Annotated in this window: 25 protein-coding genes and 1 pseudogene; 24 read left to right on the top strand and 2 right to left on the bottom strand. The window is 42.9% G+C overall.

Going from position 1 to position 21,017, the window contains the following annotated elements:
- Positions 1-2 precede the first annotated feature (2 nt).
- Genes FYJ75_RS08985 through FYJ75_RS08965 form a run of 5 tightly spaced genes read left to right on the top strand, consistent with a single transcriptional unit; the run spans position 3 to position 3,995 of the window.
- A complete protein-coding gene (locus FYJ75_RS08985; RefSeq protein ID WP_195838984.1) occupies positions 3-434 on the top strand; it encodes a prepilin peptidase in 432 nt (143 codons plus the stop codon).
- Complete coding sequence (locus FYJ75_RS08980) at positions 425-625, top strand: hypothetical protein (RefSeq protein WP_154430119.1); 201 nt, start codon at positions 425-427, stop codon at positions 623-625. Before FYJ75_RS08985 ends, FYJ75_RS08980 begins: the two co-directional genes overlap by 10 nt.
- Positions 618-1,871: a DUF6382 domain-containing protein gene (locus tag FYJ75_RS08975; RefSeq protein ID WP_154430118.1), complete on the top strand. Its 1,254-nt coding sequence runs from the start codon at positions 618-620 to the stop codon at positions 1,869-1,871. The genes FYJ75_RS08980 and FYJ75_RS08975 overlap by 8 nt, the downstream gene beginning before the upstream one ends.
- Before the next feature lie 54 nt (positions 1,872-1,925).
- Positions 1,926-2,945: a rhomboid family intramembrane serine protease gene (locus tag FYJ75_RS08970; protein WP_235907052.1), complete on the top strand. Its 1,020-nt coding sequence runs from the start codon at positions 1,926-1,928 to the stop codon at positions 2,943-2,945.
- Positions 2,946-3,002: 57 nt separating this feature from the next.
- Entirely contained in the window at positions 3,003-3,995 is a 993-nt protein-coding gene (locus FYJ75_RS08965) for an SCP2 sterol-binding domain-containing protein (RefSeq protein ID WP_154430117.1), read from the top strand.
- On the opposite strand, the gene FYJ75_RS08960 is transcribed toward FYJ75_RS08965, so the two are convergent.
- Positions 3,992-4,651: a sensor histidine kinase gene (locus tag FYJ75_RS08960; RefSeq protein ID WP_195838983.1), complete on the bottom strand. Its 660-nt coding sequence runs from the start codon at positions 4,649-4,651 to the stop codon at positions 3,992-3,994. The genes FYJ75_RS08965 and FYJ75_RS08960 overlap by 4 nt on opposite strands.
- A 103-nt stretch (positions 4,652-4,754) precedes the next feature.
- Between FYJ75_RS08960 and FYJ75_RS08955 the strand changes: the two genes are divergently transcribed.
- The gene (locus FYJ75_RS08955; protein ID WP_154430115.1) at positions 4,755-5,171 is read left to right on the top strand and encodes an HIT family protein; all 417 of its coding nucleotides are present in this window, start codon (positions 4,755-4,757) and stop codon (positions 5,169-5,171) included.
- 149 nt (positions 5,172-5,320) lie between these two features.
- Here FYJ75_RS08955 and FYJ75_RS08950 read toward each other — a convergent pair whose 3' ends face one another.
- Positions 5,321-6,388, bottom strand: a complete 1,068-nt coding sequence (locus FYJ75_RS08950; protein ID WP_154430114.1) for an undecaprenyldiphospho-muramoylpentapeptide beta-N-acetylglucosaminyltransferase — start codon at positions 6,386-6,388, stop codon at positions 5,321-5,323.
- 196 nt (positions 6,389-6,584) lie between these two features.
- Here FYJ75_RS08950 and FYJ75_RS08945 point away from each other — a divergent pair, with 196 nt between their 5' ends.
- The 18 genes and pseudogenes from FYJ75_RS08945 to FYJ75_RS08865 all read left to right on the top strand — a co-directional run bounded on the left by FYJ75_RS08945 (position 6,585) and on the right by FYJ75_RS08865 (position 20,990).
- Positions 6,585-7,859 carry a hypothetical protein gene (locus FYJ75_RS08945; protein WP_154430113.1) on the top strand — a complete coding sequence of 425 codons (1,275 nt, stop codon included), beginning with the start codon at positions 6,585-6,587 and terminating at the stop codon, positions 7,857-7,859.
- Between the two features lie 125 nt (positions 7,860-7,984).
- Positions 7,985-8,278: a hypothetical protein gene (locus FYJ75_RS08940; RefSeq protein WP_154430112.1), complete on the top strand. Its 294-nt coding sequence runs from the start codon at positions 7,985-7,987 to the stop codon at positions 8,276-8,278.
- A gap of 154 nt (positions 8,279-8,432) precedes the next feature.
- Positions 8,433-9,713, top strand: coding sequence for a cell wall hydrolase (locus FYJ75_RS08935; RefSeq protein WP_154430111.1), 1,281 nt, complete (start codon positions 8,433-8,435; stop codon positions 9,711-9,713).
- A gap of 122 nt (positions 9,714-9,835) precedes the next feature.
- Complete coding sequence (gene argF / locus FYJ75_RS08930) at positions 9,836-10,828, top strand: ornithine carbamoyltransferase (RefSeq protein WP_154430110.1); 993 nt, start codon at positions 9,836-9,838, stop codon at positions 10,826-10,828.
- An 8-nt stretch (positions 10,829-10,836) separates the two neighbouring features.
- On the top strand, positions 10,837-11,814 hold the full coding sequence (locus tag FYJ75_RS08925) for a biotin--[acetyl-CoA-carboxylase] ligase (RefSeq protein ID WP_154430109.1): 978 nt from the start codon (positions 10,837-10,839) through the stop codon (positions 11,812-11,814).
- Positions 11,807-12,148, top strand: coding sequence for a DUF6145 family protein (locus FYJ75_RS08920; protein ID WP_154430152.1), 342 nt, complete (start codon positions 11,807-11,809; stop codon positions 12,146-12,148). Before FYJ75_RS08925 ends, FYJ75_RS08920 begins: the two co-directional genes overlap by 8 nt.
- A 3-nt stretch (positions 12,149-12,151) precedes the next feature.
- The gene (locus FYJ75_RS08915; RefSeq protein ID WP_154430108.1) at positions 12,152-12,937 is read left to right on the top strand and encodes a type III pantothenate kinase; all 786 of its coding nucleotides are present in this window, start codon (positions 12,152-12,154) and stop codon (positions 12,935-12,937) included.
- A 27-nt stretch (positions 12,938-12,964) separates the two neighbouring features.
- Positions 12,965-13,936, top strand: coding sequence for a tRNA dihydrouridine synthase DusB (gene dusB / locus FYJ75_RS08910; protein ID WP_154430107.1), 972 nt, complete (start codon positions 12,965-12,967; stop codon positions 13,934-13,936).
- 136 nt (positions 13,937-14,072) lie between these two features.
- Positions 14,073-14,558 (top strand): transcription elongation factor GreA, encoded by a 486-nt coding sequence (greA, locus tag FYJ75_RS08905; RefSeq protein ID WP_154430106.1) that lies wholly within the window; start codon positions 14,073-14,075, stop codon positions 14,556-14,558.
- A gap of 46 nt (positions 14,559-14,604) precedes the next feature.
- Positions 14,605-16,101 (top strand): annotated as a pseudogene (gene lysS, locus FYJ75_RS08900) (lysine--tRNA ligase); the annotation flags it as partial.
- A 241-nt stretch (positions 16,102-16,342) separates the two neighbouring features.
- A complete protein-coding gene (locus FYJ75_RS08895; protein WP_154430104.1) occupies positions 16,343-16,567 on the top strand; it encodes a DUF6462 family protein in 225 nt (74 codons plus the stop codon).
- Positions 16,568-16,656: 89 nt separating this feature from the next.
- On the top strand, positions 16,657-17,037 hold the full coding sequence (locus FYJ75_RS08890) for a DUF6462 family protein (RefSeq protein WP_235907051.1): 381 nt from the start codon (positions 16,657-16,659) through the stop codon (positions 17,035-17,037).
- Position 17,038: 1 nt separating this feature from the next.
- On the top strand, positions 17,039-17,323 hold the full coding sequence (locus tag FYJ75_RS08885) for a DUF6462 family protein (RefSeq protein WP_195838982.1): 285 nt from the start codon (positions 17,039-17,041) through the stop codon (positions 17,321-17,323).
- Positions 17,324-17,885: 562 nt separating this feature from the next.
- The gene (locus tag FYJ75_RS14335) at positions 17,886-18,035 is read left to right on the top strand and encodes a hypothetical protein (RefSeq protein WP_195838981.1); all 150 of its coding nucleotides are present in this window, start codon (positions 17,886-17,888) and stop codon (positions 18,033-18,035) included.
- Positions 18,036-18,326: 291 nt separating this feature from the next.
- Positions 18,327-19,247: a ParM/StbA family protein gene (locus FYJ75_RS08875; RefSeq protein ID WP_154430102.1), complete on the top strand. Its 921-nt coding sequence runs from the start codon at positions 18,327-18,329 to the stop codon at positions 19,245-19,247.
- 10 nt (positions 19,248-19,257) lie between these two features.
- Complete coding sequence (locus tag FYJ75_RS08870; RefSeq protein WP_154430101.1) at positions 19,258-19,701, top strand: ATP-binding protein; 444 nt, start codon at positions 19,258-19,260, stop codon at positions 19,699-19,701.
- A gap of 4 nt (positions 19,702-19,705) precedes the next feature.
- Positions 19,706-19,879, top strand: a complete 174-nt coding sequence (locus FYJ75_RS14330; RefSeq protein WP_195838980.1) for a hypothetical protein — start codon at positions 19,706-19,708, stop codon at positions 19,877-19,879.
- A gap of 274 nt (positions 19,880-20,153) precedes the next feature.
- Complete coding sequence (locus FYJ75_RS08865) at positions 20,154-20,990, top strand: midas domain-containing protein (RefSeq protein WP_154430100.1); 837 nt, start codon at positions 20,154-20,156, stop codon at positions 20,988-20,990.
- The last annotated feature ends 27 nt before the right edge of the window (positions 20,991-21,017 follow it).

Genomic DNA, 21,017 nt, shown 5'->3' with positions numbered 1-21,017 from the left:
ATATGGAACAATTACGTTGGGGGATAGCAATTGCTGTTACCGGGATAAACAGTATAAAGGATATTCGATGCCGGAGAATCTATACATGGTTAACGATCGGAGCAGCTTTGGCAGGGCTTTTTTGTGTATGTGTGGAATGGACAGGGGCGTCAACAGAGCTGCTGACGGGAGTTCTGATCGGATTCGCAGTGCTATTTCTGGCATGGGTTACACGGGAAGCAATCGGTTATGGGGATGGCATGGTACTTCTTACGCTTGGAATCCTGCTTGGTGGAAGCAATTGCTTTGCTGTAGCAATGGCAGCGATCATAGCTTCTGGAATCTGGGCGCTTGGGCTGATCGTGTTTTTCCACAAGAACAGAAAATATGAAATTCCGTTTATTCCTTTTCTTTTTGGTGGGCTGATCTGGGTGAGGTGTATTACATGGCTTTGAAAGGAAATTATACGGTGGAGGCAGCTGTGATCGTACCACTCTATCTGTTCGTGCTTGTACTTGCAATTCGTATATCCATATATCTTTATTGTGAAATAAGGGAGGATGCAAAGGCTGCAGAGAGAGAGGAGATATGGCTTGTGGACGAATTCTATAAGTATCAGATCTGGAAAGGAGTAATCGATGATTAATCGGGAGGTAATTTATGACCGGAATCTGACTGGAAGTTATATGAAAATACCGGTCAGCATCGGGCATGAGTTTGATGAGAGGATGATGTTAAGGCGAAAGCTGCCAGGGCTTTTGCCGGTTGAACGGTGTTATATCGACGGGGTAGGACAGTATTGGTATAACATTTCCGGAAAGCAGTCGTTAGATACATATTGCAGAATACAAAAAATTGGCATTGATTTTGTGGAACGGATGATCATCAGTATCTGTAGTGAGATTGAGATATTAGAATGTAATCTTTTAGATCAGAATTGTCTTTTGCTTGATCCGGAGCAGGTGTTTGTGACCAATCAGAATCAGGAGATCATTTTTGCAATCTATCCGGGACATCATGAGCAGCTTTCTAGAGAATTCCAACAGCTTATGGAGTATCTTCTGACAAAGATCGACCATATGGATCAGGAAGCAGTCCGCATCGGATATGCAATCTATGAGAAAACATTGGACGAAGCATATAGCATTATGGATATCCGGGATGAGATCATCGCAAGAAGAAGTGAAAGAACTTCAGCAGTTGAAGATACAACACAGGAACAATGGAAGTCTCGGGAGCCCGTTCGTTCTTTTGATAATGATGTGTTAGCTGAAAAAGATGTATCCTTTGAAAATGATATGTCAGGCAGAAAGCGGTATGAGGGATTGAAAACAGATAACATCTGGAAGCAGGAAGAGGATGAGAGTCAGAATCATGTTTTAGATCAGTTATTTGGTGAGATCCGAAGAATTTATCAGGAATGGAAGCAGAATCTGGCGGAATTGCTTGGAAAAGATAAGAAACCACAAGATTCAGAAAGAAAAGAAGTAAAAAGAGCTCCAAAACAGCAGGATTCCTGGATTGCTTACCCCGATGATCCTATTCCGGAGGAAAAGATCCAGGTTCATCCAACAGTCTGTCTGGGAGAATATGCTGTTCATCCTGAAGGAATTTTAATGTATGAGGGAACGGAGCAGCTGCAGAATTTAAGAATTTCCAGCCAGGCGGTGCGGATTGGAAAAGCAGAAGATGCAGAACTTCACATTGAAAAGGACACGATCAGCAGATATCATGCCAGAATCGATGCAAAGAATAAAGAATACTATATCGAGGATCTCAATTCCACAAACGGAACCTATATTAACGATGAGCTGCTTCCCTACAAAGAAGTGCGACAGCTAAAAAGCAATGACATCATCCGGTTTGCAGATGTAAAATACAGGTTTCTCTAGAAGAAACACCGGTCATATATTATAATACCCTTATCGACGCAGGGGGTGACTGGCATGATGCAACAGATACAGGAGATCCTAAAAGAACAGGGATATCACAGGCTGCAGGGACAATATGGACCGACAGAGATCTTTTATCAATATGTGCAGGGAATATGCAGAACAATTCTCGTTCTTGATGGAACGACTGTCAGACCGATCACAGTATCGGAATTGCAAAGGCTGAAAGAGCAGATCCGGTTCATGATGAAAAAGACTGCAGCGGCTTCTCAGGGGGGATTGGTCTTAGAAGACCAGGTTTCGGTGGATATTCTGACCATATTGATCGGATATGACGAGCAGGATGTTCGTATTTTGTGTGCAAATGTGGAAAACGTCTGGGTATATAATAAGACCAGTGGAAAAGTCATGATATATGAGGATCAGCCGGCAGATTTTTATGGATTGATAACGGCTTTGGAGAAAAATAAGAAAAAGCTGCCTTTTTTGTCCTATATAGTCACTGTGATATTAATCGCGATCAATGTATTGGTATTTATTCATCTTGCGGTGAACGGCAATCCGGAAAAGGCATCCTATATGCTTTCAAAAGGTGCAATGTATCCGGTTCGGATATTTCAGAACGGAGAATATTGGAGGTTCATTACAGCGGCATTTTTACATTTTGGAATGCGGCATCTGGTCAATAATATGTTTATGCTGGGGTATATGGGATCCTGGCTGGAAAAGGCAATAGGACATGTCCGTTTTCTGATCCTGTATCTGATGTCAGGAATCGGAGGAAATCTGTTATCTTATCTCATTATGTGTAAAACCGGAGATTATGCGGTGGCGGCTGGTGCTTCCGGAGCAATCTTTGGAGTGGTAGGAGGCACGCTATGGGTTGTCATCTGTCATCGTGGGAGATATGAGTCTCTTACGACACCTGGAGTTATATTTATGATCGCTTTCAGCCTGTATTATGGAGTTGTCACAGCGGGCACGGATAACTGGGGGCATATAGGTGGACTGTTTACAGGAATTCTTATGGGAATGCTGTTGTACAGAAGAAAACGATCCGACAGTAATAGTTGATTTTCTGCCTGAAAATCAATATACTGAAAAGAGATCATGTGATGGGAGATACAGCAGATGAAAATCAATATTTACTATGGTGGAAGAGGTCTGTTAGACGATCCTACCTTATATGTATTAAATAAAATGGAAGAGGTTTTAAATGAACTTCGGGTAACGGTACAGCGCTACAATATTTATGAGCACAAGAATGAGATCGCGACACTTCCGCAGACCATTGGAGACGCAGATGGAATTATCCTTGCGACGACCATCGAATGGCTTGGAATTGGCGGATTTATGCAGCAGTTTCTGGATGCATGCTGGCTTTATGGCGATAAAGACAAGATCAGCAATACCTATATGCAGCCAATCGTAATGTCAACGACATATGGAGAGCGTGAGGGCGAGCTTACACTTGCCAATGCATGGGAGATTCTCGGTGGACGTCCGTGTGCTGGATTATGCGGTTACGTAGATGATCTTGTTGCTTTTCAGATGAACACGGATTATACGCTCATTATTGAGAAAAAGGCAGAGAATCTGTATCGAACAATATCGCAGAAGGTGAAGAGTCTGCCAAACAGCAATCAGGCAGTAAAACAGAAGGTACTGCGCACACAGCAGCTGAACCTTACACCGCAGGAGAGTGAGCAGCTTTCAAAGTATGTGTCCGATGATACGTATGTGAAGAAACAGAAGGAAGACATTGAAGAGCTTGCTTCCATGTTCAAGGATATGCTTGGAATGGCCAAAAATGAGAATGATAATCCTTATATTGCAGAGTTAAAAGCTCATTTTGTTCCAAGAGCAGATTTCGCAGCAAGTTATCTGTTTACATTTGATGGATTTAAAAAGCCGTTATTTGTATCGGTGAATAATGAGGAACTGTCGATCTATTACGGAGAGGAGACCGCAGATATTCTGGTTCGTATGACACCGGAAGTAATGCAGTCGATCCTGGATGGAAGAATGACCTTCCAGAGAGCATTTATGACAGGAGAAATGACGGCAAAAGGCGATTTTAAGACACTTCGCATGTTAGATCAGCTGTTCCCGATCGCAGGTTAAGGGGACGTCGGAAGTTCAAACGGTAAAGAAATGGTAAAAGTTGTGCCTTTTTGCGGCATGGACTGACAGGTAAGACTTCCGCCGTGTGCTTCGACAATGCTTTTGGTAATAACAAGACCGAGACCGTTTCCTTTATCTTTGGAAGTGAAAAATGGGGTATAGAGCTGAGCCAGAGTCTGTGGATCCATGCCACAGCCGGAATCTTTGATATCCAGACAAAGCGAATCAGAGGTCTCATAAGCATAGATATTGATTGTTCCTGAAGTGCCGACAGCTTCGTAGGAATTTTTGAGAAGATTGACGATGGCTTCCCTTAAGCGCATCTGATCAATGGGAACAGGTTTCAGATTGTCCTGTGCATGGAATGTGCAGAGAATGTCAGTATCTTCGAAGCAGACCTTTGTGGAATTCATGATCTGCTCCATAAATTCGGTAATATCGGTTGGAGTTTTGTTCAGATCACTGCCAAGCCTGGCAGTAGATAATTCGATGATGATGTTCCGCAGAGCGTGGACGTCAGAAATCGTATCGTTCCAGTAAGCAAAACCAGACACCTCCGGATGCTGTTTTTCGATCAGCTGAAGTGAACTGTTTATAATTGTGATCATGTTTTTGATTTCATGAAATATATGTTGATAATCCTCGTTGCGTAGCATAACCATCCCTCCCATAGGGTAGAGTTTAGCATTTTCAATATACGAATGCAACGATTTACATTCTACACAATTCGACAAATCAAGGTAAAGGAGATAGAGAAATATGAAAGACAATAACTGTATTTTCTGCAAACTGGCAAACGGAGAAATTCCTACCAACGCCATTTATGAGGATGAGGATTTTAAGGTGATCCTGGATGCAAGTCCTGCATCAAAGGGTCATGCACTGATCCTTCCGAAAGAGCATTATGCCAATATTTATGAGATTGATGATGAAGTCCTGGCAAAGGCATCCAAACTTGCCAAAAAGATCATAACTCATGAGAAAGATGTACTGAAATGTGATGGATATAATGTGGTCCAGAATAACGGAGAAGTTGCAGGACAGACCGTGTTCCACTATCATATGCATCTGATCCCGCGTTATGCATCCGATGATAACACCAATGTGATCGAATGGAAGCATAAAGAATTCACAGATGATGAGATGGCACAGATCTGCAAAGAGATGAAACTGTAAGATCTGCAAAACAGTAAGAACCACAAACGATAAGAACTACAAAATATAAGAATTACAAACGATAAGAACCAGAAAACTCCCGGAATAACTGCTTAACTCTATAAGAATCAAACCGTTATTTCCGGGAGTTTGTTATTCTGCAAACAATATTATTTTGAAACATCTTCAATCAGTTTCATAATAGTTCCAATGGAATCCATCTGTCCACTCTGGGACATCGCCTGGATGTACTGCTCACGGGAGTCATATACTTTCCGGATTGTATCTAAAAGAAGCTGGTCAGTCAGGGATTCCTCTTCTAAGACACAGGAGAAGCCCTGTTTCTCAAAGGATCTGGCATTTAAGATCTGATCGCCACGGCTTGCAGCAGCAGACAGCGGAATCAGAATGTTTGGTTTATGCAGAGCCAGGAGCTCACAGATGGAGTTGGCGCCGGCACGCGAGATCACAAGGTCGGCAAGTGCGAACATATCGGTAAGTTCCGCATTGGCATATTCAAACTGGGAATAACCAAGAACGCCCTTTAACTGCTCATCCAGATTCCCTTTTCCACATAAATGAATGACATAGAAATGCTCCAGAAGCTCTGGAAGGATCTTGCGGACCGCTTCATTGATAGCTTTGGAACCAAGACTTCCGCCAATGATCAGAAGAACCGGCTTATTATGATCCGGGAAATTGCAGTAACTGATCGCCTTGGACGGATCACCGCCAAATAATTCACGTCGGATTGGTGAACCGGTAAGAACTGCTTTATCTGCAGGTAAATATTTTAATGTCTCCGGGAAGTTGCAGCATACCTTGCGGGCGCCTGGAATCGCCAGTTTATTCGCAAGACCCGGGGTGATATCGGATTCATGGATGATGGCCGGAACATTGCAGAGCTTTGCTGCAAGAACGACAGGTACAGAAACGAATCCTCCCTTGGAGAATACAACATCTGGTTTTATTTTGCGCATGAGATGTACTGCCTGACCGTATCCTTTTATGATGCGGAATGGATCGGAGAAATTCTTCCAGGCAAAATATCTGCGGAGTTTTCCGGAAGAGATTCCGTAGTATGGGATACCACGGTCCTCAATCAGTTTTTTCTCGATCCCGTTATAAGAACCGATATAAGAGATCTCATATCCGGCCTCCTTAAGAGAAGGCATCAGCGCAATGTTTGGTGTAACATGGCCGGCAGTGCCGCCACCGGTCATAATGATCTTTTTCATGTTCATGTCCTTTCTTGATTCAGGATTATGTAACTCGGGTGAGTTATGCTTTTTATATATTATACTCTAAAAATGAAAAGTCAACAAAAACACTTGTAAAAAAAACTGGATAGATTAAAATGAAATTACATTTTTGTGTATATTTTTACACGGACAGGCATGGCACGTTATGTAGAGGGCAAGGAAGGGCAGAAGGTTGGGATCACGATATTATCGGCATCTTTTTCAGTGTCAGAAGGACGTAATCATTCAAAGTGGAAGCATTTTGAACAGCGTGGACGATCAGCGGACAACGTATGTGTATCTGACGGGATTTTATCACCGGGAATCCGCGCAGACAGACCGGTTCCAGCGGGAACAGCAATTATGGGAAGATAAATTTCCGTTGGAAGATGGGGCGGTTCTTGACCTTTGTGTTTTGGGTGTATACACGTATGCCACAATCATTGCACTTCTTCATATTCTAAAGAAATATCCGACCTGCACAGTACTTTTACCTTATATCACACCGCTTCAGCGGCTGCACCTGGCGGGCAATATACCGATCGATCATCCACATCGGCGGGAACTGATCTATTTTCTTGATTATCCATATGAAAGTCTCCGGAAAACAGGAGCAGAAAATATATATTTTTTATGTGGAAACGGGGATCCAATCCGCGGTAATCTCGATTACCTGGAGGAAGGCTATCATTTTACAATGGAAAATGATGAACTTACGAAATTGATCTGTGGAATGGAAGGACAGACGATTCCAGTGTTGAAATCGGGATATATACGGGAAAATGACTGGCTTTTTTACTTCGGGACATTTGGTACGAATGTGCTTCGTATTAAGGCATTTGCGAGACAGTATGCGGAGCAGAACAAAGACCGGCCCGGCTCTGATTACCAGAAACTTCAGGAAATGTTAAAGCTGTTTGAACGGCAATTCGGCAGCAGCCCGTATCCTTCCATTCTTCTGTATCATGGTCCGGTCTGGGATTCGCCACGCGAATACACATCCCTTATGACAGGGAGGAATTTCCCGGCGGATCGGGGATGTCTGGCAGGAATATCTCCGAATGGGGTCGACTGCGCAATAAAATGCCAGCACGACAACGATTATGAGTGCATGCAGTATCACCGGGATAAAAAACGCAATCAGTCCCGTATGGGCATCTGGCATCTTGGCAATATCAGCTTGAAGGAATATCTTCCACAGATTTTACTGTATTTTGAGGATATTATCGACAAAACAAGGGGGCTGACAGTCCCGGAATGTGGCAGCCGGGAGTTGTGGAATCCGCAGATTTTGAAACAATTTCTTGGAGAGGAAACGATTTACTGGATCACATCGGCAGAAAACTGTCAAGATCCCGGGCAGCTGATCGAGATCCTTACCAAACAGGGCTATAACAGGCTGATCAACATTAATGATGCATTCAGCTATTGTTTTTCCGGTTATCTGATATCCAATGACAGATTATAGCGAAACTTGCGATGAAAAGACGGGCGCGGGCTCTTTTTTGAAATGCAGATATCGTATACAATAGAGTCAGCCGGAGGACAGATCTCTGTCACAGAAGGTGATCAATTGAAAAAGGAGTGAAATATATGGATCAGTTCATTGTATGGATGCATGAATATGCGATGCCGGTCATGGCTGGAGGACAGGCACTGCTGTTTATCGGAATGCTTGTACTGATACATAAGATAAACGGAATGAGAAGAAAAGCAGATCGGATCATTTCCGGAGTAGAAAAATACCTTACGATCGTCATGGAAGAGGAATCCAGTCAGAGCGTCCAGGCATCAGAAAAGACACTTTCAGGAAGCACAAAAGAGCCAATGGATGAAGAAGCGCAAAACCGCCTGATATCAACGGTTTTACAGGAAATCTTCCCCTGAATAACTGGATAAAAATGGGTGAAATTTGACAAATAGCGGTCTTTCTGCTATACTATCCATCGTAACAAATTCGTAACATTTGCAATATAATGTTTAAAAACGAAACATTAGTGTAATACTTTTGCTTAAGGATTACACCATATGGAGGTTATGTATGAAGCTTAACAAAAAGGTGATTGAGAGCATTGTTGTCCTTTGTTCACTTTGCGTTATGACAATCACAGCGGTAACTGACGGAGGAATCGTTGAGGCGCAGACAACTGCGGCAGACGAAAGCACCAAAGTAGGAAACACTGGTTTTGAGCTGAAAGGCATAGCTGGCGTAACTGCAGTTTTAACAAACTATCAGTTAATGACAGCAGAGAGATTAGATGACATCGTTGATATCCAGAAGACGGATGTCGATGTGGTGACTGCGGCGAATGACGCAGAAACCGAAGCTGCAGCGGATCCGGATGTACAGACAGAAGGAACGGCAGAGCCACAACTGACTCCGGAGGAGCAGGAATGGCAGAATTATCTGATGGCGAATATCGAGGACAGCAGCCTGAATGTCCGCGAGGATGCAAATTCAGATGCACAGATCGTTGGTAAACTTTACAAGGGAGACCGAGCTACGATCGTAGAAGCGGGACCTGAGTGGACCAAGATCACATCAGGCAATCTTACCGGATATGTAAACAATGCTTACTGTGTAATGGGAACAGATGCTTTGAATTATGCAAAAGCACATTGTGAGACAGTTGCAAGAGCATTGACTGGAGGACTTAGAGTACGAAAGGATCAGAACACAGAAGCAGAGGTCGTTACGACACTGGCGGAAGGAGATCTGATCTCCGTAGATACTTCAGCAGAAGTACAGGATGGATGGGTAGCAGTTAAATATGGTTCCCTGACCTGTTATGTAAGTGCTGAATATGTTGAGACATCAATGAACGTAGGAACAGGAGTCACACTGGAGGAAGAAGAGGCTGCGAGAAAAGAAGCAGCAGAGAAGGCAGCCGCTGAAGCAGCTAAGAAAGAAGCGGAAGCAGCGCAGAAGAGCATCAGTTCTGCAAGTGCCACAGAGACACAGCAGGGATCTGCAGTTGCAGCATCGGTCGATGACGCAACACTCCTTGCAGCGATCATCCAGTGCGAAGCTGGCGGAGAATCTTATGAATGCCAGTTAGCAGTAGGAGCAGTTGTTGTAAACCGTGTGAAGAGTGGTTCATTCCCATATAGCGTATACGAAGTCGTTTATCAGAGAGGCCAGTTCACACCGGCATCTTCCGGTAGACTGGCAAGTGTACTTGCAAGCGGACCAAGTTCCACAGCAACGCAGGCTGCAAACGCAGCATTGTCCGGACAGGACAATACCGGAGGTGCACATTACTTTAAAACCACCTCATCCGGTCACGCAGGACTTGCGATTGGATCTATGGTATTCTATTAATTTTATATAACCAGTGATGAGCCGGAACCATGACATGAGGTCAGGGGCCGGCTCTTTTTCTATTGTATTCCAATTTCAAATGCGGTAAAATAACATCATTGTAGAAACAGGAGGAAAGAGCTATGACATTAAAAGGACGGAACTTTTTGAAACTTATGGATTACACTCCAGAGGAGATCATTTATCTGATTGATCTTGCCGCAGAGTTGAAGCAGAAAAAGCATCAGGGCGTGATGCATGACAGCCTGATCGGCAAAAACATCGCACTGATTTTTGAGAAAACAAGTACCCGTACCAGATGCTCTTTCGAAGTGGCTGCACATGACCTCGGTATGCATGTAACCTATCTGGATCCAAGCGGTTCACAGATCGGCAAAAAGGAAAGCATTGCGGACACTGCAAGGGTGCTTGGCCGCATGTTTGATGGAATCGAATACCGTGGTTATGGACAGGACATTGTAGAAGAACTTGCCAAATATGCAGGAGTTCCAGTATGGAACGGACTGACCAATGAATTCCATCCGACACAGATGTTAGCAGATATGCTGACCGTTCGCGAGAAATTCGGACATCTGAAAGGAATCAAGTTTGTATACATGGGTGATGCGCGTTACAACATGGGCAATTCTCTCATGGTAACCTGTGCAAAGCTTGGCATGGATTTTGTGGCATGCACCAATAAGAAATACTTCCCGGCAGAAGACCTCGTTGCATACTGCAAAAAGACGGCAGCAGAGACCGGAGCATCCATCACACTGACTGAAAACGTAGCGGAAGCAACAAAAGATGCAGATGTCATCTACACAGATGTGTGGGTATCCATGGGCGAACCAGAGGAAGTATGGGCAGAGCGAATCAAAGATCTTTTGCCATATCAGGTCAATGCAAAAGCATTTGAAAATGCCAAAGATACCGCAATTTTCATGCATTGTCTTCCAGCCTTCCACGATTTAAAGACCGGAGTTGGACGTCAGATTCATGAGAAATTCGGCCTGAGTGAGATGGAAGTAACCGATGAGGTATTTGAAGGACCTCGTTCTGTTGTATTTGACGAGGCAGAGAACCGTATGCATACGATCAAAGCCGTAATGAAAGCTACACTTTCTGACGAATAAGGAGAATTATGAAATCAGAGATTCTTGAGGCCCTGAGGGAGACCGATGGATATGTTTCCGGCCAGGACCTGTGCAATAAATTCGGAGTATCCAGAACCGCAGTCTGGAAAGCAATTAAACAGCTAAAAGAAGCCGGATATGAGATCGAGGCAGTACCGAATAAAGGGTATCACATCGTATCTGCGCCGGATCTTATGAATAAAGTAGAACTGGAAAGCATCCGCAATACAACGTGGGCAGGACAGGAGATCTATTATTATGATGTGACCGATTCCACGAACATAAGAGCCAAAGAGCTCGCAGAGGAAGGACATCCAAGCGGCACACTTGTCGTTGCGGACCATCAGGAATCAGGACGCGGACGAAGAGGCAGAAGCTGGGATTCACCGTCTGGAACGGGAATTTTTATGACACTTCTGTTGAAACCGGAGATGAACCCGAATCATGCATCCATGCTTACACTTGTCGCAGCAATGGCTGTTGCAAGAGCAATCTCCAAATGTGCCGACACAGAAGCGCTTATTAAATGGCCGAATGACATTGTCATCGGAGGTAAGAAAATCTGTGGAATACTGACAGAAATGAGTGCGCAGTTCGATTTTATCAACCATATCGTGATCGGAATCGGAATCAACGTACATAATGAGCATTTTCCGGAGGAGATTGCTGAGACCGCAAGCTCCATACTTTTACAGACCGGAAAACGAATCCGCAGAGCGGAACTGATCGAGCAGATACTGGAGCAGTTTGAACATTATTATGCAATTTTCATGGAGACCGAGGATCTGAGCGGACTGGTAAAGGAATATAACTCCATACTTGTCAACATGAACAAAAGCGTAAGAGTCTTAGACCCGAAGGAGCCCTTCGAGGGAAAAGCAATGGGAATCACAAAGAAAGGCGAACTGATCGTGGATACCTGGGAATCCCGCAAAATGGTATCCAGCGGAGAAGTATCGGTAAGAGGATTATATGGCTATGTCTAATGAGGAAATCGTGCTCTGTGGAGCCAGTGCATACAATAAAAAATATTATCTCAATGAGAATTTTACCGGTTTACCGGATACGATCAAGGATGAACTCCGCATTATGTGCGTACTTTTTACCGAAGATGTCGGAGGAATCCTGCAGCTGGTATTCAATGAGGACGGGGAACTGGAATTCCGTACCTCCTGCGATGAAAATGACCTTCTGTACGATGAGATCGGAAGCGTTTTAAAGATCAAGCAGTATCAGAACACAAAACGTGAACTTCTGGAATCCGTGGAAACATATTACCGGATCATGTTTCTTGGAGAAGGTTTTGACGAGGAGGAGTAAATTATGGTATTAACGATAGATGTAGGAAATACAAATATAACAGTAGGTGTATTTGACCAGGAAAAAGACCAGATGGCGGCAAGCTTCCGCATTACTACGAAAATGCCGAGAACATCGGATGAATATGCAATGATTCTTACAACATTGATCCAGAACAACAACATTGAACCGGGTTCGATCAATGATGCAATCATCTGCTCAGTCGTACCAAATATCATGCATTCTTTAGAAGGTGCAATGATCAAATATTTTGACATCAAACCAATCATCGTAGAATCCGGAATCAAGACCGGAATCCGTATCGTAACACAGAATCCACAGCAGATCGGTGCAGACCGAATCGTGGACGCAGTTGCTGCATATGAGATCTACGGCGGACCAGTCATCGTCATTGACTACGGTACAGCAACAACCTACGATCTCGTAGATGCAAACGGCTCATTTTTATACGGAGTTACAGCACCTGGAATCCGCATTTCCGCAAAAGCACTGTGGCAGGACGCAGCAAAACTTCCGGAGATCGAGATCAAAAAACCACAGAGCATCCTTGCAAAAGAGACGATCAGCAGTATGCAGGCAGGACTGATGTATGGACAGATCGGTCAGACCGAGTATATCATCCGCAAAATGCAGGAAGAAGCACAGCTTGGCAAGATCAAAGTCGTAGCAACCGGTGGACTTGGCCGTATCATCGCAAATGAGACAGAAAGCATCGATATCTACGATTCCAACCTGACACTGCAGGGTATTTACCGCGTGTATAAGAAACAGAACCGCAAGACAAAATAAACAACAACGGAATGCAGCCAAAACAAAATGAAACAAAATAAGATCACGCCGCTTCAGATCGGCAACGTAACCTTAGAAAATAACTTAATATTGGCTCCTATGGCAGGTGTGACGGACCTGCCATTTCGCTTACTATGCAAGGAAAAAGGCGCAGGACTTCTCTGTATGGAGATGGTATCTGCCAAAGCAATCCTGTATAAAAACAAGAATACACAGGCGCTTTTAGAGATCGATCCTCGGGAAAATCCCGTATCTTTGCAGCTGTTTGGTTCAGACCCGGATATCATCTCACAGATTGCCCATGAGATCGAGGAACGCCCGTTTGATATCTTAGACATCAACATGGGCTGCCCGGTGCCAAAGATCGTCAACAACGGAGAGGGCTCCGCGCTTATGAAAAATCCCGTTCTTGCGGGAAAAATCATAGAAAAAACCGTCAAAGCGATCCAGAAACCGGTCACAGTCAAGATCCGCAAAGGATTTGACGATGAGCATGTCAATGCAGTAGAGATGGCAAGGGTCGCACAGGAATCCGGTGCAGCAGCAGTTGCGGTACACGGAAGGACCAGAGAGCAGTATTATTCCGGAAAAGCAGACTGGGACATCATCCGTCAGGTAAAAGAAGCAGTATCCATACCGGTGATCGGAAATGGCGACCTGCTTACCGCAGAGGATGTCATCGCGATGAAAGAGCAGACCGGCTGCGACGGCTTTATGATCGGCCGTGGCGCACAGGGCAATCCATGGATTTTTGAACAGATCCTTCATTATTTCAGGACAGGCGAAAAACTCCCGAAACCATCGGCGGAGGAAGTGACAGACATGATTCTGCGCCATGCAAAAATGATGCTCGAATTCAAAGGAGAATACACTGGAATTCGCGAAATCCGCAAACATGCGGCATGGTATACGGCAGGATATCCAAATTCAGCAAAACTTCGTGTAGCGATCAATGCAGTAGAGAGCTATGAAGAACTGGAAAGATTGTTAAAAAAATAACAGATAGTATGTCTGGAAAGCACCGCAAGCCTTGACAGTTCCGGGGCTTTCAGATATAATACATTGGTTAAATTAGGCGAATTACCCCATTCTGGAGTATCGAATGCGGGAATTAATAAAAAAGAAGGGTAAAAGAATGGACAAAAAAAACATTTTGACCTACGAAGGTCTTAGAAAACTTGAAGATGAGTTGGAAGACTTAAAAGTTGTAAAACGTAAAGAGATCTCTCAGAAGATCAAAGAAGCCCGTGAGCAGGGAGACTTATCCGAGAACGCAGAGTATGATGCAGCAAAAGATGAGCAGCGCGATATCGAAGCCCGTATCGAGCAGATCGAGAAAATCTTAAAAAATGCAGAAGTCGTTGTAGAGGAAGAAGTGAACCTCGATGCGATCAGCATTGGATGTAAAGTACGTATCTTAGACTGCGAATTTGACGAAGAGTTAGAGTACAAAATCGTAGGATCTACAGAGGCAAACAGCTTAAAAGGCAAGATTTCAAATGAGTCTCCAGTAGGAAAAGCATTACTTGGCAAGAAAGTAGGAGACGTAGTAACAGTTGAGACACAGGCTGGAGAATTAGAGTACAAAGTACTTGAGATCCAGCGTTCAAATGTAGAATAATACGGCCGGCGCAAAACAGCGTCCCGCTGTAAGAACGGAGGAAACAATGGCAGAGCAGAAAAATGGACAGAACAATGCACAGCAGGATGTAAACCAGCTGTTAAAGGTTCGTCGTGAAAAATTACAGGAATTACAGGAGAATGGAAAAGACCCATTCCAGATCACAAAATATGATGTGACCGCGCACAGCGCTGATATCAAAGATAACTTTGAGGAAATGGACGGAAAAGAAGTATCAGTTGCAGGTCGTATGATGTTCAAACGTGTCATGGGTAAAGCATCCTTCTGCAATATCCAGGATTTAAAGGGCAGCATTCAGGCCTATGTTGCAAGAGACAACATCGGAGAGGATTCCTACAAGGATTTCAAAAAATACGATGTTGGTGATATCTTAGGAATCAAAGGAACCGTTTTCAAGACCAAAACAGGTGAGATTTCCATCCATGCAACAGAGGTAACTCTTTTATCCAAGAGCTTACAGATTCTTCCGGAAAAATATCATGGTCTTACAGATACAGACACCAGATATCGTCAGAGATATGTGGATCTGATCATGAACTCTGATGTAAAGGATACTTTCGTAAAACGTTCCCAGATCATCAGTGCAATCCGCCGTTACCTTGACGGACAGAACTTCATGGAAGTTGAGACACCAATGCTTGTTGCCAATGCAGGTGGTGCAGCAGCAAGACCATTTGAGACACACTTTAACGCACTTGACGAGGACGTAAAATTACGTATTTCCCTTGAGCTTTACTTAAAGAGACTGATCGTCGGCGGATTAGAGCGTGTATATGAGATCGGACGTGTATTCCGTAATGAAGGAACCGACACAAGACATAACCCGGAATTCACACTGATGGAGTTATATCAGGCATATACCGATTACTATGGAATGATGGATCTTACAGAGAACATGTTCCGTTATGTTGCCCAGGAAGTATGTGGAACAACACTGATCCCATACGCAGAAGAAATGATCGACCTCGGCAAACCATTCGAGCGAATCACCATGCTTGACGCAGTTAAAAAATATGCAGGTGTTGATTTCAATGAGATCCACTCTACAGAAGAAGCGAAAAAAGTCGCTGACGAACACCATGTAGAGTACGAAGAGAGACATGAAAAAGGCGATATCTTAAACCTGTTCTTCGAGGAATTCGTAGAAGAGAAACTGATCCAGCCTACTTTCGTAATGGATCATCCGGTAGAAATCTCTCCACTTACCAAGAGAAAACCGGAAAATCCGGATTATGTAGAGCGTTTTGAGTTATTCATCTATGGACGTGAAATGTGTAACGCATACTCAGAGTTAAATGATCCAATCGATCAGAGAACACGTTTTGCTGCTCAGGAAGCTGCATTTGCTGCAGGAGATGAGGAAGCAAACCACACCGACGAAGACTTCTTAAACGCACTTGATATCGGAATGCCGCCAACAGGTGGAATCGGATACGGAATTGACCGTCTGGTTATGTTACTGACAAACTCACCGGCAATCCGCGATGTATTACTGTTCCCGACGATGAAGTCATTAGATAAATAAAGCCTTTATTTACACGGGTTTGAGGCATCTGGATGTGTCAAAGGACGCATTAAAGGACGCATTTTGGTATAGTCATTTACAACAGTATGAAAGAGTACACAATCTGACTAGAGTTAAATTCAATCAAATATGAACTACTTAGAGGACATTTTCTAAAGAAATTTAGAAGATGTCCTCTTTTTTGCGTTATGGAGAAAATACGTCATTTTTGTTTGAAGCAAAGAGAAAGGTGGTACACATGAGTGAAGTAAACGAGAGCACTGGACGAGTTCAGGAAATGAAGAAGTTTGTCAGATATGCGGACGGAGCAAGAATGTATAGCATGGGCTTAACGAAATTTCAACAGCTAGCAAAGGACGCAAATGCCTGTTATAAGATAGGTCAGCTTGTGCTTGTGAATACAGAGATATTAGACAAGTATCTGGAAGCTTATCATATAACAGATTCAAGTTTTTATAGGTAGGTGATTGCATGGTTAGCAAGTTAAGTGGTTCAGTCAGTTCATATCGTACCGAAGATGTCAATAAGCGATATATTCACATAGAAGATGTCATGGATATGTTTGGATTGGAAAGAGAAGAAGCACTCGCTGTAGCACTTGCAGCAGGAGCAAGGTATCAGCTAGCGAGGATTACATTGGTACATAAAGAAAGGTTGATGAAAAATATGAGACATTTCACGAGAGTGCCGAGCTCTAACAAGATAGTTGAAAAGAAGTTCGTTAGGATCGGTGAAGGCTCAATGACATATAGCATTGGTCATCATAGATTTATTGAAATGGCAAGAGCAGCAGGAGCTGTATATAAGATAGGAACAGCACAAGGAAATACAATCCTTATCAATTTAGAGCTGCTTGATGAATATATGGAGCAATTTAGAGAACCACCTACTGAAATGAAGCACCCACTACCAAATAGGAAAGGAGGCGATTGATATGGGATACTCCTATAAAACCTACTCAGACACAAAAGACTTTATGAAGAAGTATGTTAATGCAGAAGAAGGGGCAATTATCTATGGTATTAGCAAGTCTCGTATCATTGTAATTGCGAGAGAGGCTGGTGCAGTTTATAAGGTAGGAAATTCGGCTTTAATAAATACAGAATTGTTTGAAGAGTATTTAGAACAGTTTAGAGAGCCAGCAAGGACATTACCTAAGCATGTGTGGAATAAATTAAAGGATAAAGAACAAACACCAAAAACTGGTGGAAATCCGTAAAAATACACCAGTGGTGTCACTTCCGCATATCAGGGGTGCATAGTAGAATATCAAGTGTCCAAAAGATATTGGACATTACAACTGAATAGTCAGTTACAGATTTGCAATAGTATTTGCACTGTGGAGAAATCCATAGGTAGTAAAATTACGGGGCATGTACCTGGAAGATGAAAGTCACAGCTATCACATTAGTAGTCTGATGGATTGAAAGATGAAGGACGAGAAGCTGGATGGAAATCCGGTAAAAGGATTCGGCATGTTGCGTAAGGATAATTAACCACAGAGGGCGAGAAAGTCGTCCTTATCCTCACAAGGCTAAGAGAGGAGATAGTGCTTCATATATTATGAAGGGCGTCGTGAAACACGTTGAGTGGCTCGTCTGTAACTCCCAGAGGTGAGTACACCTTTTTGTATACGGGGCGATATAGGGGTCTAGAAGACCGGCGTATACCTACATGCTTTATCAGTTAAGAGATTAGAAGATAAAGCATAGCCATGTAGACTATATCACATCCGAACTCTGACTTTGTCTATATGGCATGAATCAGAAGGAGGAAAAGTGATGGTAGTAATAATGATAACAGTAACACTTATAGCGTTGGTTGGTTTATATGCATTAGCTAAGACGGCAGGTGATTCCGACAGAATAATGGAAGAAATCAGAGAAATGCAACTCCTTGGAAGGGAGGATTGCTCTGGTGGGGACATTTGAAAAGAAGGATAGCCATAAGAAACGAACGCCGATGTCAGCTGAGGACAAGCTGGAACGAGACTTAAAAGATTGTATGCATTGCAAATTCTTTTGGGGACACAACAACCGATGTGCGAATGGAATATGTGTTAAGCCTACGAAAAAGAAAGAGATATCAATTCCTGACGAATGCGTTGGGTGTCCATATTATCAGGGAAACGGTTATTGCTTCCCTTGTATGAGAAAGTTGCTTGGAAAGTAGGTGATAAATTGTTCTGGCGATTATTTAAGAAGAAAGGAAGTGCAGATAACATGAATAACAAATTAGAAGTCATCGGAATTGATCATGGCTGGTCAATGATGAAAACAGTAAGTCAGGTATTTGTTACCGGTGTAAAAGAGATTACAACTACTCCGGCATTGTATGGAGATGTGCTTGAATATGAAGGCAGGTTTTACAAGATAGGAACCGCAAGGCAGGAAGTAAAGGATACAAAGGTTTTAGATGATAGCTTTTATCTTCTTACACTTGCAGCAGTTGCAAAGGAACTTAAGAGAAGAGGTCTTAATGAGGCAAAGGTATTTTTAGCAGTTGGACTTCCGCTTACAAGGTTTGGTGCTGAGAGAAATGATTTCATTAAATATCTGACAAAGAATAAGCGAGTGGATTTCAAGTACGAAAATGAATCTTATCACATCGAAATTGATGATGTGGCGGTGTTCCCGCAGTGTTACGCGGCAGTGGTTGATAAAATTCCTACAATGGCAAAGAAAACACTGATTGTAGATATCGGAAGCTGGACCATAGACATCATGCCAGTGGTTAATAAGTCTCCTGATGAATCAAAATGCGTGACGATTCCAAAAGGTCTTATTACTTGTATGCGTTCCATCAATGAGCAGTGTGTAAGACAGCTGAATGGAGAGCTTGATGAATCAGAAATACAGAATGTTATGAGATATGGCAGGTCAGATATTGATGATGAGTATTACCAGATTATCAAGGCAGAGATTGAGGACTTTGTAGAAAAGGTTTACAACTCCATTCGAGAGTTTGGATATAACCTAAAGACCACACCGATTGTATTTGTTGGAGGAGGAGCGGTGGTTATGAAGAACTTTGGCAATCTTGGAGCCAAGAACATCTCTTACAACCTTGATATCAAGTCAAATGCCAGAGGTTATGAGCAGTTGGCAACGATGGGACTTAAGAGTGCAAAGAGACTTGCATAGGAGGTGTGACATGGGAAGAAGACTCGAATATGAAGTAAAGACTTCGGTCAGATTGAACATGAACAATCCGCAACATGTCCGTATCAATAATGTGATACAGAATCTTGATCCCAAGATTTTTAAGTCCAAGAACCAGTTCATCATAGATGCATGCAAGTTTTATATTGACCATTACGGTGAAGAAGAGTTCATGGACAAAAAGGAAAAGAAGAGAGCAGCATATATTTCCATAGATGACTTAGACGAACTTAAGGCAGAGATGATTGAAGCTGCCACGACGGAAGCCAGAAATGAAGTGATTAAGCTTCTGGGTGGCGTAATATCCGGAATGAATGTTCCACAGATTCTTTTGCAGAAAAGTATTGTAGAAGAGGAAGAAGAACAAACAGAAGATGTTATGGATGATGAAGATGTTGCAGGACTTGCAATGGGATGGATGGCGAAAGGAGATTGATGTTATGGGAAGAATTATGGAAGGCATTGGAACAGTGATAATTACGATACTCAAATGGATAGGGAAAATCATTCTTGGGGCATTGCAGCTCGTTCTTTATGCAGCCAAGATAATTCTTCTTCTATTCGGTTTGGTGGCAAGATTATTCTTATCAATTGTTAAGATGGGAACTTTTTGAAAGGAGGTAGCAGGTATGGATGTTAAGGGATTATTCTTAAACTACAGAAAGAACCGCAGGTTCGCAAAATACTTTTTCGCATTTCAGTAATTGAAGAGCTCTAAGCTATTCAAAAATGAAAACGACATTTATAATTAAAGGAGATTCAGATGCACAGAATACGGGACAGACCTAATGTGTCCCGTGCATAACAATAGAAAATGTTCACTGTGAGAGTGGACAGGCACGGTACACGAAGCCTATCCCTCTTACGGAGGAAGGATAGGTGATCATTATGAAAAAGATAAGTTATATCTTATTATCCGTAGTATTTGTTCTGGTGATTGCAGGATGCAGTAATAATCAGAAGAATGCGAATATCAAGACAGAAAAACAGACGGAAAGTCAGAAGCAGACCGAAGCTGAGAAAGAATCGGTAACAAATGCAGTTAAAGAGGCGGCAACAGAAGCAACAAGTGAAGCAGTAACTGAAGCTTCAACGGAAGTCACAAATCCAAAAGAGGATAGTGATTCAGAGCATGCAGTAGAGAAGAAATCTGATAATGCACAGAAGGCAGAGACAAACGAAAATTTACCGAAAGAGAAAGAGGCTGCCAAGCAGTCAGATAAAAACGCAGAGTCACAGAATGAGGGTAAGGAGCCAGCTCCTCAGCACAACTCATCGAATGGAAATGAATCTGATGTTAATAAGCAAGATAACAGCAATAATGGTGAGGATACCAATAAAGTGGCTGATACACCACCAAGCATTGTTTCCTATGATCCAAATGCAGTTGTGTCTCTTGCAACAGCAAAATGTCAGGCAGGAGGAATGATTACTACTCAGCAGAATCTGCAAAATGCATTAAGCGAGGGAAGAATCACTCAGGAGGAATACAATGAGTATTACCCATACGATGGAATGGAAAGCTCTTATTACAGTGTGTTTGTAGAAACAGATTTGAATAAAGCAGGTACTGTATCAGGAAGGAGCCTTCCATCAGTAGAAGCCATTGCACAATATATTGCTGATATGCTCCTCTTAGAAGATGATCCATTATTCTATATCAGCTATGATGGAATAACGACTACTGGAGGAACAGATTTTTACGAGTTTAGATGTCACAGATAACAAAAAAGAATAGAAGCAGAAGGAAGA

The organism is Roseburia porci (genome assembly GCF_009695765.1).
GTDB classification, from domain to species: Bacteria; Bacillota; Clostridia; order Lachnospirales; family Lachnospiraceae; genus Roseburia; species Roseburia porci.
This window is presented reverse-complemented; position numbering and strand designations above follow the sequence as displayed.

Excerpts from the sequence above, each read along its gene's own strand:
- FYJ75_RS08935 (WP_154430111.1), top strand. The coding sequence starts at position 8,433 with ATGAAGCTTAACAAAAAGGTGATTGAGAGCATTGTTGTCCTTTGTTCA.
- FYJ75_RS08920 (WP_154430152.1), top strand. The coding sequence starts at position 11,807 with ATGTCTAATGAGGAAATCGTGCTCTGTGGAGCCAGTGCATACAATAAA.
- FYJ75_RS08950 (WP_154430114.1), bottom strand. The coding sequence starts at position 6,388 with ATGAAAAAGATCATTATGACCGGTGGCGGCACTGCCGGCCATGTTACA.
- FYJ75_RS08885 (WP_195838982.1), top strand. The coding sequence starts at position 17,039 with ATGGGATACTCCTATAAAACCTACTCAGACACAAAAGACTTTATGAAG.
- FYJ75_RS08970 (WP_235907052.1), top strand. The coding sequence starts at position 1,926 with ATGATGCAACAGATACAGGAGATCCTAAAAGAACAGGGATATCACAGG.
- FYJ75_RS08960 (WP_195838983.1), bottom strand. The coding sequence starts at position 4,651 with ATGCTACGCAACGAGGATTATCAACATATATTTCATGAAATCAAAAAC.
- argF (WP_154430110.1), top strand. The coding sequence starts at position 9,836 with ATGACATTAAAAGGACGGAACTTTTTGAAACTTATGGATTACACTCCA.
- FYJ75_RS08965 (WP_154430117.1), top strand. The coding sequence starts at position 3,003 with ATGAAAATCAATATTTACTATGGTGGAAGAGGTCTGTTAGACGATCCT.
- FYJ75_RS08895 (WP_154430104.1), top strand. The coding sequence starts at position 16,343 with ATGAGTGAAGTAAACGAGAGCACTGGACGAGTTCAGGAAATGAAGAAG.
- FYJ75_RS08985 (WP_195838984.1), top strand. The coding sequence starts at position 3 with ATGGAACAATTACGTTGGGGGATAGCAATTGCTGTTACCGGGATAAAC.
- FYJ75_RS08925 (WP_154430109.1), top strand. The coding sequence starts at position 10,837 with ATGAAATCAGAGATTCTTGAGGCCCTGAGGGAGACCGATGGATATGTT.
- FYJ75_RS08890 (WP_235907051.1), top strand. The coding sequence starts at position 16,657 with ATGGATATGTTTGGATTGGAAAGAGAAGAAGCACTCGCTGTAGCACTT.
- FYJ75_RS08975 (WP_154430118.1), top strand. The coding sequence starts at position 618 with ATGATTAATCGGGAGGTAATTTATGACCGGAATCTGACTGGAAGTTAT.
- FYJ75_RS08875 (WP_154430102.1), top strand. The coding sequence starts at position 18,327 with ATGAATAACAAATTAGAAGTCATCGGAATTGATCATGGCTGGTCAATG.
- FYJ75_RS08915 (WP_154430108.1), top strand. The coding sequence starts at position 12,152 with ATGGTATTAACGATAGATGTAGGAAATACAAATATAACAGTAGGTGTA.
- FYJ75_RS08870 (WP_154430101.1), top strand. The coding sequence starts at position 19,258 with ATGGGAAGAAGACTCGAATATGAAGTAAAGACTTCGGTCAGATTGAAC.
- dusB (WP_154430107.1), top strand. The coding sequence starts at position 12,965 with ATGAAACAAAATAAGATCACGCCGCTTCAGATCGGCAACGTAACCTTA.
- FYJ75_RS14335 (WP_195838981.1), top strand. The coding sequence starts at position 17,886 with ATGGTAGTAATAATGATAACAGTAACACTTATAGCGTTGGTTGGTTTA.
- FYJ75_RS08865 (WP_154430100.1), top strand. The coding sequence starts at position 20,154 with ATGAAAAAGATAAGTTATATCTTATTATCCGTAGTATTTGTTCTGGTG.
- greA (WP_154430106.1), top strand. The coding sequence starts at position 14,073 with ATGGACAAAAAAAACATTTTGACCTACGAAGGTCTTAGAAAACTTGAA.
- FYJ75_RS14330 (WP_195838980.1), top strand. The coding sequence starts at position 19,706 with ATGGGAAGAATTATGGAAGGCATTGGAACAGTGATAATTACGATACTC.
- FYJ75_RS08940 (WP_154430112.1), top strand. The coding sequence starts at position 7,985 with ATGGATCAGTTCATTGTATGGATGCATGAATATGCGATGCCGGTCATG.
- FYJ75_RS08980 (WP_154430119.1), top strand. The coding sequence starts at position 425 with ATGGCTTTGAAAGGAAATTATACGGTGGAGGCAGCTGTGATCGTACCA.
- FYJ75_RS08955 (WP_154430115.1), top strand. The coding sequence starts at position 4,755 with ATGAAAGACAATAACTGTATTTTCTGCAAACTGGCAAACGGAGAAATT.